This window comes from Amycolatopsis thailandensis (assembly GCF_042723255.1).
GTDB classification, from domain to species: domain Bacteria; phylum Actinomycetota; class Actinomycetes; order Mycobacteriales; family Pseudonocardiaceae; genus Amycolatopsis; species Amycolatopsis thailandensis.
The window spans coordinates 1-14406 of record NZ_JBHXJK010000092.1; the positions used below are offsets into that span (position 1 = coordinate 1).

Annotated in this window: 18 protein-coding genes and 1 tRNA gene; 11 read left to right on the forward strand and 8 right to left on the reverse strand. The window is 70.1% G+C overall.

The genetic code is table 11. From position 1 onward, the window contains the following. The first annotated feature begins 229 nt into the window (after window positions 1–229). Both ACFWMR_RS29690 and ACFWMR_RS29695 read left to right on the forward strand, forming a co-directional pair. Window positions 230–1792 (forward strand): molybdopterin-dependent oxidoreductase, encoded by a 1563-nt coding sequence (locus ACFWMR_RS29690; RefSeq protein ID WP_378380755.1) that lies wholly within the window; start codon window positions 230–232, stop codon window positions 1790–1792. 88 nt (window positions 1793–1880) lie between these two features. Then, window positions 1881–2558 (forward strand): fasciclin domain-containing protein, encoded by a 678-nt coding sequence (locus tag ACFWMR_RS29695; RefSeq protein ID WP_093937723.1) that lies wholly within the window; start codon window positions 1881–1883, stop codon window positions 2556–2558. A gap of 61 nt (window positions 2559–2619) precedes the next feature. Here the strand turns inward: ACFWMR_RS29695 and ACFWMR_RS29700 are convergent, their stop codons facing one another. The 5 genes from ACFWMR_RS29700 to ACFWMR_RS29720 form a co-directional block, all read right to left on the reverse strand. Beyond that, window positions 2620–2925 (reverse strand): hypothetical protein, encoded by a 306-nt coding sequence (locus tag ACFWMR_RS29700; protein WP_093937722.1) that lies wholly within the window; start codon window positions 2923–2925, stop codon window positions 2620–2622. Further along, the gene (locus tag ACFWMR_RS29705; RefSeq protein ID WP_093937721.1) at window positions 2922–3323 is read right to left on the reverse strand and encodes an Asp23/Gls24 family envelope stress response protein; all 402 of its coding nucleotides are present in this window, start codon (window positions 3321–3323) and stop codon (window positions 2922–2924) included. The genes ACFWMR_RS29700 and ACFWMR_RS29705 overlap by 4 nt, the downstream gene beginning before the upstream one ends. Next, on the reverse strand, window positions 3313–3879 hold the full coding sequence (locus ACFWMR_RS29710; protein ID WP_093937720.1) for a hypothetical protein: 567 nt from the start codon (window positions 3877–3879) through the stop codon (window positions 3313–3315). The genes ACFWMR_RS29705 and ACFWMR_RS29710 overlap by 11 nt, the downstream gene beginning before the upstream one ends. Continuing rightward, complete coding sequence (locus tag ACFWMR_RS29715; protein WP_378276708.1) at window positions 3870–4451, reverse strand: RNA polymerase sigma factor; 582 nt, start codon at window positions 4449–4451, stop codon at window positions 3870–3872. Before ACFWMR_RS29715 ends, ACFWMR_RS29710 begins: the two co-directional genes overlap by 10 nt. A 147-nt stretch (window positions 4452–4598) precedes the next feature. Next, window positions 4599–5372 (reverse strand): ABC transporter permease, encoded by a 774-nt coding sequence (locus ACFWMR_RS29720; RefSeq protein ID WP_378380756.1) that lies wholly within the window; start codon window positions 5370–5372, stop codon window positions 4599–4601. Window positions 5373–5448: 76 nt separating this feature from the next. Between ACFWMR_RS29720 and ACFWMR_RS29725 the strand changes: the two genes are divergently transcribed. Then, a complete protein-coding gene (locus ACFWMR_RS29725) occupies window positions 5449–5922 on the forward strand; it encodes a MarR family winged helix-turn-helix transcriptional regulator (RefSeq protein WP_378380757.1) in 474 nt (157 codons plus the stop codon). 1 nt (window position 5923) lies between these two features. On the opposite strand, the gene ACFWMR_RS29730 is transcribed toward ACFWMR_RS29725, so the two are convergent. Then, window positions 5924–7093 carry an FAD-dependent monooxygenase gene (locus ACFWMR_RS29730; RefSeq protein WP_378380758.1) on the reverse strand — a complete coding sequence of 390 codons (1170 nt, stop codon included), beginning with the start codon at window positions 7091–7093 and terminating at the stop codon, window positions 5924–5926. 58 nt (window positions 7094–7151) lie between these two features. Then, window positions 7152–8297 carry a CaiB/BaiF CoA transferase family protein gene (locus ACFWMR_RS29735; protein ID WP_378380759.1) on the reverse strand — a complete coding sequence of 382 codons (1146 nt, stop codon included), beginning with the start codon at window positions 8295–8297 and terminating at the stop codon, window positions 7152–7154. Window positions 8298–8446: 149 nt separating this feature from the next. Here ACFWMR_RS29735 and ACFWMR_RS29740 point away from each other — a divergent pair, with 149 nt between their 5' ends. The 7 genes from ACFWMR_RS29740 (at window position 8447) to ACFWMR_RS29770 (ending at window position 13728) form a co-directional block, all read left to right on the forward strand. Next, complete coding sequence (locus ACFWMR_RS29740; RefSeq protein WP_378380760.1) at window positions 8447–9265, forward strand: NAD(P)H-binding protein; 819 nt, start codon at window positions 8447–8449, stop codon at window positions 9263–9265. A gap of 137 nt (window positions 9266–9402) precedes the next feature. Then, window positions 9403–9678, forward strand: a complete 276-nt coding sequence (locus tag ACFWMR_RS29745) for a hypothetical protein (protein ID WP_378380762.1) — start codon at window positions 9403–9405, stop codon at window positions 9676–9678. A gap of 9 nt (window positions 9679–9687) precedes the next feature. Then, entirely contained in the window at window positions 9688–11079 is a 1392-nt protein-coding gene (locus ACFWMR_RS29750) for a sensor histidine kinase (RefSeq protein WP_378380763.1), read from the forward strand. Continuing rightward, a complete protein-coding gene (locus ACFWMR_RS29755) occupies window positions 11076–11741 on the forward strand; it encodes a response regulator transcription factor (RefSeq protein ID WP_378380764.1) in 666 nt (221 codons plus the stop codon). The genes ACFWMR_RS29750 and ACFWMR_RS29755 overlap by 4 nt, the downstream gene beginning before the upstream one ends. Window positions 11742–11798: 57 nt before the next feature. Continuing rightward, window positions 11799–12383 carry a DUF4956 domain-containing protein gene (locus ACFWMR_RS29760; RefSeq protein WP_378380765.1) on the forward strand — a complete coding sequence of 195 codons (585 nt, stop codon included), beginning with the start codon at window positions 11799–11801 and terminating at the stop codon, window positions 12381–12383. Next, window positions 12380–13144: a polyphosphate polymerase domain-containing protein gene (locus ACFWMR_RS29765; protein WP_378380766.1), complete on the forward strand. Its 765-nt coding sequence runs from the start codon at window positions 12380–12382 to the stop codon at window positions 13142–13144. Before ACFWMR_RS29760 ends, ACFWMR_RS29765 begins: the two co-directional genes overlap by 4 nt. A gap of 65 nt (window positions 13145–13209) precedes the next feature. Continuing rightward, on the forward strand, window positions 13210–13728 hold the full coding sequence (locus ACFWMR_RS29770; protein WP_378380767.1) for a hypothetical protein: 519 nt from the start codon (window positions 13210–13212) through the stop codon (window positions 13726–13728). 25 nt (window positions 13729–13753) lie between these two features. On the opposite strand, the gene ACFWMR_RS29775 is transcribed toward ACFWMR_RS29770, so the two are convergent. Continuing rightward, window positions 13754–13909 carry a hypothetical protein gene (locus ACFWMR_RS29775; RefSeq protein ID WP_378380768.1) on the reverse strand — a complete coding sequence of 52 codons (156 nt, stop codon included), beginning with the start codon at window positions 13907–13909 and terminating at the stop codon, window positions 13754–13756. A gap of 256 nt (window positions 13910–14165) precedes the next feature. On the opposite strand from ACFWMR_RS29775, the gene ACFWMR_RS29780 reads away from it, so the two are divergent. Further along, window positions 14166–14239: transfer RNA gene (locus ACFWMR_RS29780), tRNA-Ile, on the forward strand. The last annotated feature ends 167 nt before the right edge of the window (window positions 14240–14406 follow it).

Sequence of the window (14406 nt, forward strand, 5' to 3'; positions counted from 1 at the left end):
CCTTCCTTGCGCCTGGCGCAAGGAAGGGGGCCTTCATGTACTTGAGCCGCAGGTGTCGAAGGCGCGCTACTCGTGGCCCGCCGGACCGGGCCGGGGCCGTATCCGTTTCGTTACCTGTCCGCGAAGCCTTCCGTCACGAATACTTGGCGAGGCCTTGTGTGGAAATCGGCGATTTCCCTTGCGGGAAAAGGAAACCAGTCTGCTCGCCCGTCGGCCGCGAATACCTGGCATGAAGACTTCGCGAGCCGCTCAGGGGCCACGTCTCCCGCTGTTCGGGGCGGCGCTGATCGGTGTCGTCGCCCTCGCCGCCGCCCTGGCGGCGGGCCACCTGGTGGCCGGGTTCATCAGTGCCAACGCCTCGCCGTACCTGGCGGTCGGCAACGGCGCGATCGACCTGACCCCGGTGGAACTGAAGGATTTCGCGGTCCGGACGTTCGGGGTCTACGACAAACTCGTGCTGCTCGGCGGGATGGCCGTGGTGATGGTGCTGGCCGCCGCGGTGGCCGGGATCGCCTCTCGACGTTCACCCGTTCCGGGGATCGTGCTGATCGCCGCGTTCGGGCTGCTGGGCGGGTTCGCCGTCTCGCAGCGTCCCGACCTCTCCACGGTCGCGTTGCTGGCACCGCTGGCCAGCCTGATCGCCGGGGTCGGCGTCTTCTTCTGGCTGCATCGCCTGGCCACGGCCAGGTCGCAAGCCGTCGAGGAGACCTCCGGGGCGGCTCCGTCACGCCGGTCGGTGCTGCTGGCGGGCGCGGGCGCCGTCGTCGCCGCGGGGGCCGCCGGTGCGGGCGGCCAGCTTCTCGCCGGGACGAGGGACGCGGAATCTTCTCGTGAAGCCATCGGACGGCTGGTCCCCGTCACGCCCGCGCCGCCGATCCCCGCCGACGCGGACTTCGCCAAGCTGGGCACGCCGACGTTCCTCACCTCGAACCGCGACTTCTACCGCGTCGACACCGCGTTGTCGGTGCCGCAGGTCCGGGCCGAGGACTGGAGCCTGAGGCTGCACGGCATGGTGCGCAACGAAAAGCGGTTCAGCTACGACGACATCCGCAACCGTCCGCTGATCGAGCGCACGATCACCATGACCTGCGTGTCCAACGAGGTCGGCGGGACCTACGTGTCCACGGCGAACTTCATCGGTGTGGACCTCGGAGATCTGTTGCGGGAGGCCGAAGTCCTCCCCGGTGCCGAGCAGATCTTCTCCACCAGTGTCGACGGCTGGACCGCCGGCAGCCCGGTCGTCGCCGCGCTCGATCCTGAGCGGGGCGCGATGCTGGCGATCGGGATGAACGGGGAACCGCTGCCGGTCGAGCACGGATTTCCCGCCCGAATGGTGATCCCCGGACTCTACGGCTATGTTTCGGCGACGAAATGGGTCAAAGATCTGGAGATCACCACCTGGAAAGCGCGCCGCGCCTACTGGCTCGACCGTGGCTGGGGAGAACAAGCCCCGATCAAAACGCAGTCCAGGATCGACAGTCCGAAAGGATTCGAAACGGTACCCGCGGGCAAGGTTCGGATCTCGGGCGTCGCGTGGGCGCAGCACACCGGCGTCGAGCGGGTCGAGGTCCGGCTCGGCGCACGCGGGAATTGGCAGCCCGCAACGCTTTCCCGTGAGGTGGGGATCAACACCTGGCGGATGTGGTGGACCGAGTTCGACGTTCCGGCCGGCAGTCACCAGGTCGCCGTCCGGGCTGTCGACAAATCCGGCTACACCCAGACCGACGCCCGTGCCGGAACCGTTCCGGACGGTGCGACGGGCTGGCATGTCATCAGTTTCACCGCGCGGTGATCGGCGTCACCCGAAAGAGTGGCAATCCGATTTCGCGGTAGTTCCGAATACCCGGTAAGAGTCCGAAAAACAAATGGAGTGATTTTCCGTGAGCAAGCTTCGCGTCGCAGGAATCGGTTTCACCGCGGTCGCCGCGCTGGCCCTGACCGCCTGCAGCAGCAACGACAGCGCTTCGTCCGGCAGCTCCAACAGCGCCTCCGCGCCCGCCCCGTCCTCGTCGATGTCGGCTCCGATGTCCAGCGCCGCCTCCGGTGACGGCGTCACCACCAACGCCGACGTGTTCGGCCCGGCCTGTTCGCAGCTGCCGCAGGGCAGTGCGCCCGGTTCGCTGGACTCGATGGGCCCGCAGCCGGTCGCCAGCGCCGCCTCGACCAACCCGCTGCTGACCAAGCTGGTCGCCGCGGTCAAGGCCACCGATCTGGTGGACACGCTCAACAGCCAGCAGGCCATCACCGTGTTCGCCCCGGCGGACCCGGCCTTCCAGGCACTGGGTGACGCCAAGTTCAACGAGCTGGCCGGCAAGCCGGACCAGCTGGCCCCGATCCTGCAGTACCATGTCGTCAACAAGCGTCTCGACGCCAAGGGCCTGGAAGCGGCCAAGTCGCTGGAAAGCCTGAACACCGCGGGCGGCCCGCTCAAGATCGAGGGTTCCGGCGAGAACATGACCGTCAACGGCGCGAAGATCCTGTGCGGCAACATCCCCACCAAGAACGCCACCGTCTTCGTCATCGACAAGGTGCTGACCCCGGGTACCAACAAGAACTAGGTCCCCACAGCACGATCGCGGTGGCCGCGTCCTCGGACGTGGCCACCGCGATCGTCGTTGTTCAGGGTGTCAGCGCGGCGGCGTCCACATCGGTCACCACGAGCCGCAGGTCCGCGTCCTCCCAAGGGGTTCCGGTCAGCACCGCGCGCAAGGCGGCCCCGGCGACCTCCGTCAACGGCGGGATCGGCACCTCCAGCGCGACGACGCGGATCTCCACGACGTTCTCGGAGATGTCGACGGCCATCACGTCGAGGTCCCACGGCACCGCCGAGGCGGCGGCCGTGGTGGACGGCGTCGCCGCGCGCAGCCCCGGTATGTCGCGGAGCGTGCTCAGCAGCGACGCGGTCAGTTCGGAACGTGCGGTCACAACAGTCCTCCACGGATTTCGATGTCCAAAATGGACACCGAGACGGCCGACGGGGTGAGCCCGGTCGCCTCGGCGACGGCCTTGCCGACGGCACGCTGCACCGCCTGTGCCGTCGCGGCGGCCTGATCCAGCCCGGAAAGCGAAAGGTCGATCTCCACCCGGACATCGGGCGGATCGTGCTCGACGAACGCGCGGACCCCTTCGGTCGGCGCCGGTTCGAGGCCTTTGATCCGCTGCCGTGCGATGCGGGTCAGCGAGCCCGCCAGCCCGCGCAGCCCGGGTTCCAGGCGTACCACGCCGGGGACCCGCGCCGCGGCGTGCGCGGCGACCGCCGCGATCACCGGCGGGGAGATCACCGTCTCGACCAGTTGTCTGGCCGGGGCCTGCTCACGCGTCATAGATGTCCTCCACCGTCAGGTCGAGCCGGGTCAGCCGGAGCCCCACCCTGGCGCCCGCCGCCGCCGTGACCCGCTCGCGGACCACGTCCAGCGAGTCATGGTCGAAATCATGCGCGATCGCGATGCTCAGTTCCACGTCCACGGCCAGCGCGTCGGTCATGTCAGGCGAACGGAGGACCCGGCACCCTCGCGCGCGGACGCCCGCCACCGAATCCGCGGCGAACCGCAGCACCGCCGCGACCGCCTGATCGCTCACCCGCACCTCGCCCGGTTCGGGGCTGGCCAGCGGCACCAGGTCCCGGCGCCGCACCTCGGCGCGGACGGCGGACATGATCCGGCTCGTGAGATCCGGAGACGGTTCGGTGTCGTCGTCGGCCAGTTCCTGGGTCAGTCCGCGCAGCACCAAGAGGCTTTCGCGGGTCGCCCGGCAGTGCGGGCAGTCGAGTTCGTGCGCGTCCGCCCGGCCGGCGTCGACCTCGTCGAGCCGTTCCCAGACCTGTTCCACATCACGGCCGCACGGCAGCAGGTAGTCCTGGGTCGCGTGGTTCATCGCCATGGCGCCATCACCTCCGCCAACTGTGCTCGTGCTCGCGCGATGCGTCCGCGCACCGCGGTGGTGGTCGCCCCGATCGCGTCGGCGATCTCGTCGTAGGAGCGGCCGTGGACCTCGCGCAACAGCCAGCAGGCCCGTTGCTCGGCGGTCAGCTGGTCCAGCGCGCCGGTGAGCGCCGTCATCTGGGCGTTCGTCTCGGCCTCGCGATCCGGCCGTCCGGCCGAACCCGCCGACTCCCGCTGGTCCAGCTCGACGTCGGCGACCGGTTTCCTGGCGCGGATCACGTTCAGGCACCGGTTGGTCGTCGTCCGGTAGAGCCAGCCGACGAACGCCGCGTCCTCCTGCAACTGGTCGAGCCGCCGCCAAGCACCGAGGAACACCTCCTGGACGACGTCCTCGGCGTCCCCCTTGTTCCCCAGCATCCGTAGCGCCAGCCGGTACATCGGCCCCTGGAACCGCAGGACGAGCTGCTCGTACGCGCGGATCTCGCCGTCGCGGGCGCGCGCCACCAGCGTGGCGTCGTCCAGCACCGTTTCGCCGGCGGCCGGTGCGTTTTCTCTCGCCGACGTCGTCATCGAGCGCACCTGTGCAGTGCCGCCATGCCGAAGCTCCCTCCTGCCACCTGTCTCGGGTGACAACACGTAAGACACGGCTTCCCCGGAAACGTCACGCGGCAAACCGGAACCAGCCGACCACGGCCGGGCGGATCGCGCACCCGGAGGTCAGGTGATCGCCCGGCGGCGGAACGCCCAGAGGCTCGCGGGGGTGAAGACCAGCAGCGCGAGGGCCAGTCCGGCGGCGCAGAGCCAGGCGGGCAGGTGGGCGACTTGCGGGGTCAGCGCCCCGCGCAGGCCTTCGCTGACGTAGGTCATCGGGTTCAGCGCGCACAGCGCCCGGAACCAGGGCACGGCGGCGAGCTCGGGGAAGGGGAACTGCGCGGAACCGGTGAACAGCAGCGGGGGCATCACCAGCGAGAAGGTGATCCCGATCCGGGCGGGCGCGACGAGCGAGCCGATCGTCGTCCCCGCCGCGCCGCCCGCCAGCGCCCCGAGCACGGTGTACCCGAACGCCGCCGGGAGGCCCGCCGCCCGCCAGGACAAATCGCCGAGCACGAGCGCGCCGACCGGGACCATGAGGACGGCGGTGACGAGACCGCGCGACGCCGCCGCGAAGATCCGCTCGACGACGATCCAGGCGAGCGGCACAGGCGCCCGCAACCGGTTCTCGATGGTGCGGGTGGCGAACTCCATGGCCAGTGGGAAGGACGCGTTCTGGGCGGCCGCGAAGAACGCGTTCAGCGCGACGAGTCCGGGCAGGAGCAGCCGCGCGTAGCCGGGTGGGGTGTAGCCGAGCGCGCCGAGGACCTTCCCGAACACCAGCAGCATCAGCAGGGGCTGCATGAGGACCTGCGCCAGCACCCCGCCGAGCTGCTTCCGCGTGATGAGCAGGTCGTGCTCCAGCAGGCCCCAGAACACTCGCCACGGACTTGGGGTCATATGCGAAGCTTACGCTTGATTCTTCAACGCTAATTCGGCGTCGAGTTACACAATTGGCAAGTGTTAGCGTTGTATCGTGACTGAAGCAACGCAGGCCGCGGAGTCGGTGCGCTGGGCCGTTTCGCGGTTGTCGTCCCGCCTCCGCGCGGAACAACCCGGCGAAGACCGGAGCCTGAGCAGGCTGGCCGCGTCCGTGCTGGCGAACCTGCGTCACGGCGGGCCCCTGACCGTCAGCGCGCTCGCCGCGATCGAGGGACTCCAGCCGCAGTCCCTGACCAGGGTGCTCAACGCGCTCGAAGCCGAAGGCCGGGTCGCGCGGCGTCCCGACGAGCACGACCGGCGGGCTCAGCGGATCGTGCTCACCGAAGCCGGTCACGCGGCCTTGCGCGGACATGTGCGCGACGGCAACCGGTGGCTGGCCCGGGCCATGGGCGAGGTGCTGACCCCCGCCGAACAGGAGATCGTGCGGGTGGCGGCGGGGCTGCTGCTCCAGGTCGCCGAGCACGACGCCGGAGACGAGCACGGAGCGGGCGCCGCGCCACCCCTGTGATTCAGGCCCGCGGGACGAGCGCGGGGTAGTCGTCGAGGGCGATGTCGGTGGCGAACTTGTCGGTCACCCACAGCATCCCGCGCAGCATGAGCGGCCGCTTGAACATCTGGTTGCGCAGCTTGATTCGCAGCTTCGTGGGCGGCGCGAGGAACGGGCCCGCGTTGGCGCTGCGGGCTATCTTGGCGTAGCCGCGGAACTTCTCGTCGTAGCGCCGGAAGGCCGGTTCGTGGTCCCCGTTCGCGGCGGCGAGTTCGCCCGCGATGACATACGCGGCCACGACAGCCAGCCCGGTGCCGAAGCCGCCCAAGGTGTTGCCGTACGCCGCGTCACCGAGGAGCGCGATGCGTCCGGTGGAGTAACTGTCCATCGCGACTCGGCTGATCGAGTCCAGATAGACGTCGTCGGAGCGCTTCACCGCCGCCATCAGTTCAGGCACCCGCCAGCCGCCGCCGGCGTACGCGGCGGCCAAGATCTCCTTCTGCCGCTCGATGTCGTACCGGTCGTAGCTGAGCTCGGGGGAGGTGAACACGAAGAACGCGGGCGCCTTCGGGCCACCGGCGGCGGCCAGGCGGCCGGGTTCGTTGTAGAGCACCGCGGCGTCGCCGAAGTCGCCGGCCTCGTCGGTCTCGACCAGGGCGTAGTAGTGGCCGAGATGCTTCACGTAGTCGGCTTCCGGGCCGAACGCCAGCCGCCGCACGGTGGAGTGGATGCCGTCGGCGCCGAAGACGAGGTCGAAGCGCCTCGGGGCACCGCGTTCGAAGGTGACGTCGACCCCGTCGGCGGTCTCGGCCAGTGAAGTGATGGAGTCGCCGAAGACGTACTCGCAGTCGTGAGCGGTCCGTTCGTACATGATCCGGGCCAGGTCGCCACGCCGGATTTCGACGTCGCCGCCGGTGAACTCGCCGGGCATGACGGCCAGCGGCCGCCCCTCCGCGTCGATGAAGGTCTGGTCCAGGCCACCGGTCTGGTGCCGGTGGATCTCGTCGAGGAGGCCCATCCGCTCCAGCACGGTGCGGTGGGTGGCGCCCTTGAAGTCGACCGCCTGGCCACCGGTGCGGAGCTCCGGCGACCGTTCCACGACGGTGACCTCGTAGCCCTGGCGGGAGAGCCAGAAGGCGAGGGCGGGCCCGGCGATGCTGGCACCGGAGATGAGGACTGTCCTGTTCGTCATGGCAGGAGCTTCGCGACCGGCGTTGACGAAGCGCTGACAGTCCGCTGACGGTCGTCCGTCAGCTCCAGCCGGGCAGCGGGAGGGTGAGCTGACCGGGGTCGTCCGGCGGCGCGGTCTCGTAGCGCGGCGGCGTCGCCGACAACCCGATCGGGTTGCGGGTGAGCCGCACGGAGGTGCCGTCGGGCCGGGGAAGGTCGACCGTCGGGTTCAGGCCGAGCCGGTCCGCCAAGGCGAACGCGCCCGCGACGTCGTTGACCTGCCCGGCGGGCACCCCGGCCGCGCTCAATTCCGCCGCCCACTCGGCGGCCTGCCGTCGGCCGAAGTGGTCTTCGAGCAGCGTGCGGAGTTCGGCGCGATGCTCGACCCGGGCCGGGTTGGTCGCGAACCGCGTGTCGCCCGCGAGCTCCGGCAAGCCGATGACCTGGCACAACGCCGCGAACTGCCGGTCGTTGCCGACCGCGAGTGCGAGCTCGTGGTCGGCGCAGGGGACGAGTTCGTACGGAGCGATGCTGGGGTGCCGGTTCCCCATCCGCGCCGGGACCGTCCCGCCCGAGGTGTACGCGCTGCCCTGGTTGACCAGCGCGGCGAGCAGGCTGGAGAGCAGGTCGATCTCGACGCGCTGTCCCTCTCCGGTGCGGTCGCGGTGCCGCAGCGCGGCGAGGATGCCGACGCTCGCGAACAGCCCGGCCAGCACGTCGACGAGCGCGACGCCGACCTTCTGCGGCTCGCCCGAGGGGTCGCCGGTGATGCTCATCAGGCCGCCGACGGCCTGGATGAGCAGGTCGTAGCCGGGCAGCGCGGCGCCGCCGCCGGAGCCGAAACCCGTGACGGAGCAATAGACCAGACCGGGATTCGCCGCCAGCAGGGGCTCCGGGCCGAGACTGAGACGGTCCATCACGCCGGGCCGGAAGTTCTCGACCACGACGTCGGCCTCCAGCGCGAGCGCGCGGGCCTGGGCGAGGTCGTCCGGATCGCCGAGGTCCAGCGCCACGCTCGTCTTGTTCCGGTTCACCGACTGGAAGTACGTCGCTTGGCCCGCCGCGTCGTAGGGCGGCCCCCAGCTGCGGGTGTCGTCGCCGCTGCCCGGCCGCTCGACCTTGATCACCGTCGCGCCGAGGTCGGCCAGCAGCATGGTGGCGAACGGGCCGGCGAGCACCCGCGAGAAGTCGAGGACGCGGAGCGGGCCGAGTGCGGTTTCGGACATGGGCCTGACCCTAGGCGGCCGTGGGCGGCTTCGAAGTTGTGATCGCGCTCACGAAAGGCCGGTTTTCCCAATACTTTCCTCTAGGTACCTACTATCCCAGGGAAGGTAGCTTCGGTCGCATCAACGAAAAAGCGCATCGAGGAGCGACCATGATCGTGGTGACCGGAGCGACCGGGAACGTCGGCCGCCGGCTGGTGGAAACCCTTGCCGCCGAAAGGGAAGAGGTGACGGCGGTGTCGCGCCGGATCTCACCCGCGGACGTGCCTGCGGGAGTGCGGACCGTCCAGGCCGACCTCGCCAAGGCCGACGGACTGAAGGAGGTCTTCGCCGGAGCGGACCGCGTTTTCCTTCTGACGTCGGGAGAGTTCATGGCGGCAGGCGGTGACGTCACGGAAATCGTCGCGGCGGCGGGCGAAGCCGCGATCGTGTTGTTGTCCTCCCAGGGCGTCGGAAGCGGGCGGCACGCATCGGTTTTCGAGGAGGCGGTCAAGGCGTCGAGTCCGGAGTGGACAGTGCTGCGGCCGGGAGGCTTCGCGTCGAACGCCTTCCAGTGGGCGCCCGCGATCCGGGACGATCGTGTCGTCGCCGCGCCGTTCGGCGACGTCGCGCTGCCCGTCATCGACCCGGCCGACATCGCCGACGTCGCCGCGGCCGTACTGCGGGGATCCGGCCACCACGGCCGGACCTACGTGCTGACCGGGCCCGAGCCCGTTTCGCCCCGGCAGCAGGCGGCGGCCCTCGGCGACGCGCTGGGCGAGCCCGTGCGGTTCGCCGAACTGAGCGAAGACGAGGCGCGGGCGGCGATGTCGGAGTTCATGCCGCCGGTGGTCGTGGAGGCCACGCTCGCCATCCTCGGCAGGCCGACGGAGGACGAACGGCGGGTCAGCCCCGACGTCGAACGGCTGCTGGGACGCCCGGGGCGGACCTTCGCCGAGTGGGCGGCCCGGAACGCGGCCGCCTTCAAGTGACCAGGCCTCGTGTGCGGCTTCCGAGCACGCGAGATCCGTGTCCGAGCACGCGAGTTCGGTGCCCCGTCGGTCGTCGATGAGAAAGTTCTCATCGAGTCCTCATCGGCGGCTCACCCGCGCCGGGCAGCCTGGAGGGCATGCGAGTCCGAATCATCGTCCTGACCGGGGTCGCCGCCGTCTTGGTGGCGGCCACCGGCACGTTCGCCGTCATCGCGGCCACCGCCGCCTCGCCACCCGACCTCGGCCCGGCCGTCGTCGCCCCGGCGGGGCAGGCCGCCACCGGGCCGGGGGAGGCAGGTGCCCCGCCCGCCGTCGTCCCGCCCCGGCTGGCCGGGCACGACGACGACCCCGATGATGACAGTGACCATGACGACCATGACGACGACCGTTTCGACTTCGATCTCGACGACTGAGCCGGGCCGATGAGCGCCCGCGCCCGGATCCTCGCCTGGGTCCTGCTGGTCGTGCTGCTCGCGCTCGCCGGGTCGCTGCTGGCCACTCGCACCGTCCTGCACAACCAGCTGGATCAGCGGCTCGACAACGAGATCGCGCACGAGACCGGCAAGCTCCGGGCCTTCCTGGCGTCGCCGGACGCCCGGCCCGCGGGGCAGCCAGTGACCGTCGAGGCGATCCTCGGCCGCCACCTGGAACGGAATCTGCCCGAAAAGTACGAGACGTTCTTCTCGATCGTCGACGGCGCCGCGTCGAGGCGGAGCGCCATCGAGCCGCCGGTCCGGCTCGACGCCGACCCGAAGTTCGTCGCCGAACTCTCCCGGGCCACGAGCCCGGCGTACGGCACGGTCACCACCGCGGTCGGCTCCGCGCGATACGGAGTCGTCCCGGTGACCATCGAGGGTTCGCCGGGCCGTGGTGCCCTCGTGATCGTCGAGTTCGTCGACCACGCCGCGGGCGAGATCAACGACGTCGTCGGAGTGATGGCCGCGATGTCGGGCGCCGCGCTGGTGCTGGCCGGGCTGATCGGCTGGCTGGTCGCCGGCCGCATCCTCGCGCCGGTGCGGGAAGTCCGCCTCGCCGCCGAGCAGATCGGCGAGACCGATCTTTCCCGCCGGATCGAGGTCCGGGGCTCGGACGACGTCGCCGCGCTCGGACGCACCTTCAACACGATGCTGGACAGGCTCGAAAGCGCCTTCGCCGGTCAACGTGACTTCATCGACGACGCCGGGCACGAGCTGCGCACGCCGATCACGATCGTCCGCGGCCATCTCGAGCTGATGGGGGAGGACCCCGAGGAGAACGCGGCCACCCGGCATCTGGTCCTCGACGAACTCGGGCGGATGCAACGGATCGTGGACGACCTCCTGGTACTCGCGAAATCCGGCAGCCCCGACTTCCTTTCATCCGGCGACGCCGACCTCGCCGATCTCACCGTCGAGATCCTCGCCAAATCCCGTCCGCTGGCCGACCGTGTCTGGCGGCTGGACGCCGTGGCCGAGGCGACCGTTCGCGCCGACGGCCAGCGGCTCACGCAGGCCTTGCTGCAACTGGTCTCCAACGCCGTCCGGCACACTTCGCCGGGTCAGGAGATCGCCCTCGGCTCGGAGGTCACCGCGACGACCGCGCGGCTGTGGGTCCGGGACACCGGGGAGGGCGTCCCCGCCGATTCGCGGAGCCGGATCTTCGAGCGGTTCAAACGCGGCAGTAATTCGAGCGGCGACGACGGCGCCGGACTCGGCCTGGCGATCGTCGCCGCGATCGCCGAGGCGCACGGCGGCCGCGTCCTGCTCGACACCGTGCCCGGCGAAGGCGCACGGTTCACCATGGAGATCCCTGTCGCCGGAGGTGCGGGCCGATGACCAGTGTGCTGGTGGTGGAGGACTCGGCCCGGATCGGCGCGTTCGTCGAGAAGGGCCTGCGGGCGCAGGGTTTCGCGACCCGGTGGGTCCGGACCGGCTCCGAAGGACTGACCGAGGCGCTGACCGGCGCGCACGACCTGGTCGTCCTCGACCTCGGGCTCCCGGACCTCGACGGCTCGGATCTGTTGCGTGCCCTGCGCGCGGCGGGCCGGACGGTACCGGTGATCATCCTGACCGCGCGGGACAGCGTTGTCGACCGGGTCGCCGGGCTGTCCGGCGGCGCCGACGACTACCTGGCCAAACCGTTCGCCTTCGAGGAACTCTTGGCTCGGATCCGGTTGCGGCTACGGGGAAATCCCGATTCCGAACCGGCGGTGCTCCGGGCCGGCGAGCTCTCACTCGATCTGCGCACACGGAAGGTTTCGGTGGCGGGGGAGGAGAAAGACCTCACCGCCCGCGAGTTCGCGCTGCTGGAGACCTTGCTGCGCAACCGCGGCCAGGTGCTGTCCCGTGAGCAGTTGCTCGGCGGGGTCTGGGGTTTCGACTTCGACCCCGGCTCGAACGTGGTGGACGTCTACATCCGTTACCTGCGCGGGAAGATCGGCGCGGAGCGGATCGAAACCGTGCGCGGGATGGGTTACCGGCTCAGTGAGTCCGGATGAGGCGGTTCTCATCCGGCTCTCACGACGGTCTCTTTTTCGGACGGCACAGTGGTTTCCATGACCACGACACTGCTTCACCTGGCCGTCGACCTCGTCGCCGCCATCATCCTCGCCTATGGCATCTACGCCCGTCGACACCACCGCGGTGATCTCGCCTGCGCGTACCTCGCGCTGAACGTGGGTGTCTGCGTTTCGGTCGCGGTCCTGCTGTCCGCGTCGAGCGCGAGCGCCCTGGGGCTCGGCCTGTTCGGCGTGCTGTCGATCATCCGCCTGCGGTCCGATTCGATCAGCCAGCAGGAGGTCGCGTACTACTTCGTCGCGCTGGTGCTGGGGCTGGTCAACGGGCTGCCGTCCGCGGACTGGCGGATCGTCGCCGTCTTCGACGTGCTGCTGCTCGCGGTCATGTACGTGGCCGACCACCCCTCGCGCACTCGTGGACCGCAGCGGCGGACGGTCGTGCTCGACACCGTGTATCCCGACGAACAGACGATGCTGATGGAACTGCGGGCACGGCTCGGCGGAACGGTCGTGCGACACAGTGTGTCCGAAGTGGACTATGTCCGCGAGGTCACCGTCGTCGACGTCCGGTTCCGGCCGGACGCCGCCCCGGTCGTCCACGGCGCTCCGGCGGCGCACCGATGAGCGGGCGCGGAACGGCCACCGTCGCGGCCGTGGCGAAAGGGCTCCCTTCGCTTTCGCTGGCCGAAGTCGTCGCCACGAGCGGGCTGATGAGCCGGACGGACCGCAAGTACGTCCTGGCGCCCGGGGATTTCCTGGCTGTCGCCGAGGCGGTCTCGTCGCGCTGTCTGGAGATCGGCGGGCAGCGGACGTTCGGCTACTCGTCGACCTATTTCGACACGCCGGATCTGGCGATCTTCCGGGCACACCGGCAGGACCGGCGGCGCCGGTTCAAGATCCGCACGCGCACCTACACCGACTCGGCGGACACCTACTGCGAGCTCAAGGTCAGCGGACGGCGCGACGAAACCGTCAAGGTCCGCCGCCCGCATCCGGCCGAGGCGGCACACGGCCTGACCGCGCCCGCGCTGGCGTTCCTCGACGACGCCCTCACCGCCGCCTACGGCCGCCCCGCGCCCCGGCCACTGGCTCCCGCACTGGTCACCGACTACCGGCGGACCACCCTCGTCACCGCCGACGCCCGGATCACCTGCGACACGTCGCTGGTCTGGCGTTCGGGTTCGCGGAGCCTCGCAGCCGGGAGCGACCTGGTACTGCTCGAAGTGAAGTCGGCGTCCGAACGCAACAGCGTCACCGAGGCGCTGGCGAAACTGCGGATCCGGGAGCGGTCGGTGAGCAAGTACTGCGCCGGTCTGGTGGCGCTGGGGCTGGCGACCGGCGGTAACCGGTGGCGACCGGCGCTGCGGCGGCTCGGGGTGGCGTAACGATCGCTTCGCGGCGGCCGACCCCTGCTGTTGGGCCATCGGGCCCGGACAGAGGGAGGACGAACATGAGAACGAGGGAGAAGGCCGCGCTCGCCGTCGCGGGGCTGGCCGTCGCCGCCGCCGGGGGGACGGTGTTCGCCGGGACGTCCGGCGCCGTCGGCCCGTCACCGGCGCCGAGCGTGCAGGCAGCGGAAGCGTCGTGCGTGACCGACGGGGCCGGGATGTGCACCGTGCAGCACGCGCTGGGGGCGGTCCCGGCGGTGGTGGTCGTGTCGGCGAACACGCCGGGGCAGTTCAACGCGTACATGCTGAACACGGTGCAGGGTTCGTACACGGCGACCACGTTCCAGGTGCGGGCGATGTTCAACCAGACCACGCCGAAGGTGGGAGGGGCGATCTGGTTCAGTTACGCGGCTTACGGCGGGCAGGTTTCACCGCCGACGACAACGCAGACGTCGCTCACGCCGCCGTTGACGACAAGCGCGCCGCCACGGCCGACTACTACGACGCCGGCGCCGACTCCGCCGGCGTCATCGGAGCCGCCGAGTACCCCGCCGGGCGGCGGATCGGGCCTGGGTAACTGACTGTCCAAAGAGGACCAGTGAGTGGCTAGGGGTTCGGCGGCGGCCGGTCGTCCAGTTCTTCGGCGAGGATCGTGTCGACACTGAGGCCGGCCCGCCGCAGTGCCCGGACGCTCGCCCTCAGTGACAACGCGGCGCCGAGGGCGGCCACGAGACCGAGCCCGATGGCGATCGAACTCGCCACGAGCGCCTCCCTGCCCGATGGACGTGCTAGCCAGGTCCATCCCGATGGTCAGCGTGCCCCGAGCGGGCGCCGCTCGGCGTTGGTCTCTGAAACCTAGACGAGCGGCCTTTGTTCCGTGCCGGAAACCAGCTGTTTGGCCTAGGCGATCGTGGCAGGTGAGCGCTGTGATAACTTGGAGCGAACTGGGACTTCTGTGCGTTCGCAAACCCGCTGTTCGGGCTGGGACGGCTCCCGCGGAGGTGTCAGGGCACCCTTGGGGCCGGTAGCTCAGTTGGTTAGAGCAGGGGACTCATAATCCCTTGGCCGTCGGTTCGAGCCCGACCCGGCCCACAACATCGACATTGCTGCCGAACTGCGGGAATGTTGGTCCTTCGGCGGCAATTTCGCCTTGGCGTTGATCGTGGCTGGGCTCCGTTATGTCTCCGTTTGCTCCGGTGTGCTCTGCGGGGCCGGTTGGTGGCTTAGCAGCCTTCTGCTTGTTCGTCGCGAACGCTGGG

What these genes read in the sequence shown, in the direction of transcription:
- ACFWMR_RS29730 (WP_378380758.1), bottom strand. Translation starts at nt 7,093, where the DNA reads ATGACGAACAGGACAGTCCTCATCTCCGGTGCCAGCATCGCCGGGCCC.
- ACFWMR_RS29765 (WP_378380766.1), top strand. Translation starts at nt 12,380, where the DNA reads ATGAGCGGGCGCGGAACGGCCACCGTCGCGGCCGTGGCGAAAGGGCTC.
- ACFWMR_RS29750 (WP_378380763.1), top strand. Translation starts at nt 9,688, where the DNA reads ATGAGCGCCCGCGCCCGGATCCTCGCCTGGGTCCTGCTGGTCGTGCTG.
- ACFWMR_RS29705 (WP_093937721.1), bottom strand. Translation starts at nt 3,323, where the DNA reads ATGACGCGTGAGCAGGCCCCGGCCAGACAACTGGTCGAGACGGTGATC.
- ACFWMR_RS29690 (WP_378380755.1), top strand. Translation starts at nt 230, where the DNA reads ATGAAGACTTCGCGAGCCGCTCAGGGGCCACGTCTCCCGCTGTTCGGG.
- ACFWMR_RS29740 (WP_378380760.1), top strand. Translation starts at nt 8,447, where the DNA reads ATGATCGTGGTGACCGGAGCGACCGGGAACGTCGGCCGCCGGCTGGTG.
- ACFWMR_RS29715 (WP_378276708.1), bottom strand. Translation starts at nt 4,451, where the DNA reads ATGACGACGTCGGCGAGAGAAAACGCACCGGCCGCCGGCGAAACGGTG.
- ACFWMR_RS29755 (WP_378380764.1), top strand. Translation starts at nt 11,076, where the DNA reads ATGACCAGTGTGCTGGTGGTGGAGGACTCGGCCCGGATCGGCGCGTTC.
- ACFWMR_RS29760 (WP_378380765.1), top strand. Translation starts at nt 11,799, where the DNA reads ATGACCACGACACTGCTTCACCTGGCCGTCGACCTCGTCGCCGCCATC.
- ACFWMR_RS29720 (WP_378380756.1), bottom strand. Translation starts at nt 5,372, where the DNA reads ATGACCCCAAGTCCGTGGCGAGTGTTCTGGGGCCTGCTGGAGCACGAC.
- ACFWMR_RS29735 (WP_378380759.1), bottom strand. Translation starts at nt 8,297, where the DNA reads ATGTCCGAAACCGCACTCGGCCCGCTCCGCGTCCTCGACTTCTCGCGG.
- ACFWMR_RS29710 (WP_093937720.1), bottom strand. Translation starts at nt 3,879, where the DNA reads ATGGCGATGAACCACGCGACCCAGGACTACCTGCTGCCGTGCGGCCGT.
- ACFWMR_RS29745 (WP_378380762.1), top strand. Translation starts at nt 9,403, where the DNA reads ATGCGAGTCCGAATCATCGTCCTGACCGGGGTCGCCGCCGTCTTGGTG.
- ACFWMR_RS29770 (WP_378380767.1), top strand. Translation starts at nt 13,210, where the DNA reads ATGAGAACGAGGGAGAAGGCCGCGCTCGCCGTCGCGGGGCTGGCCGTC.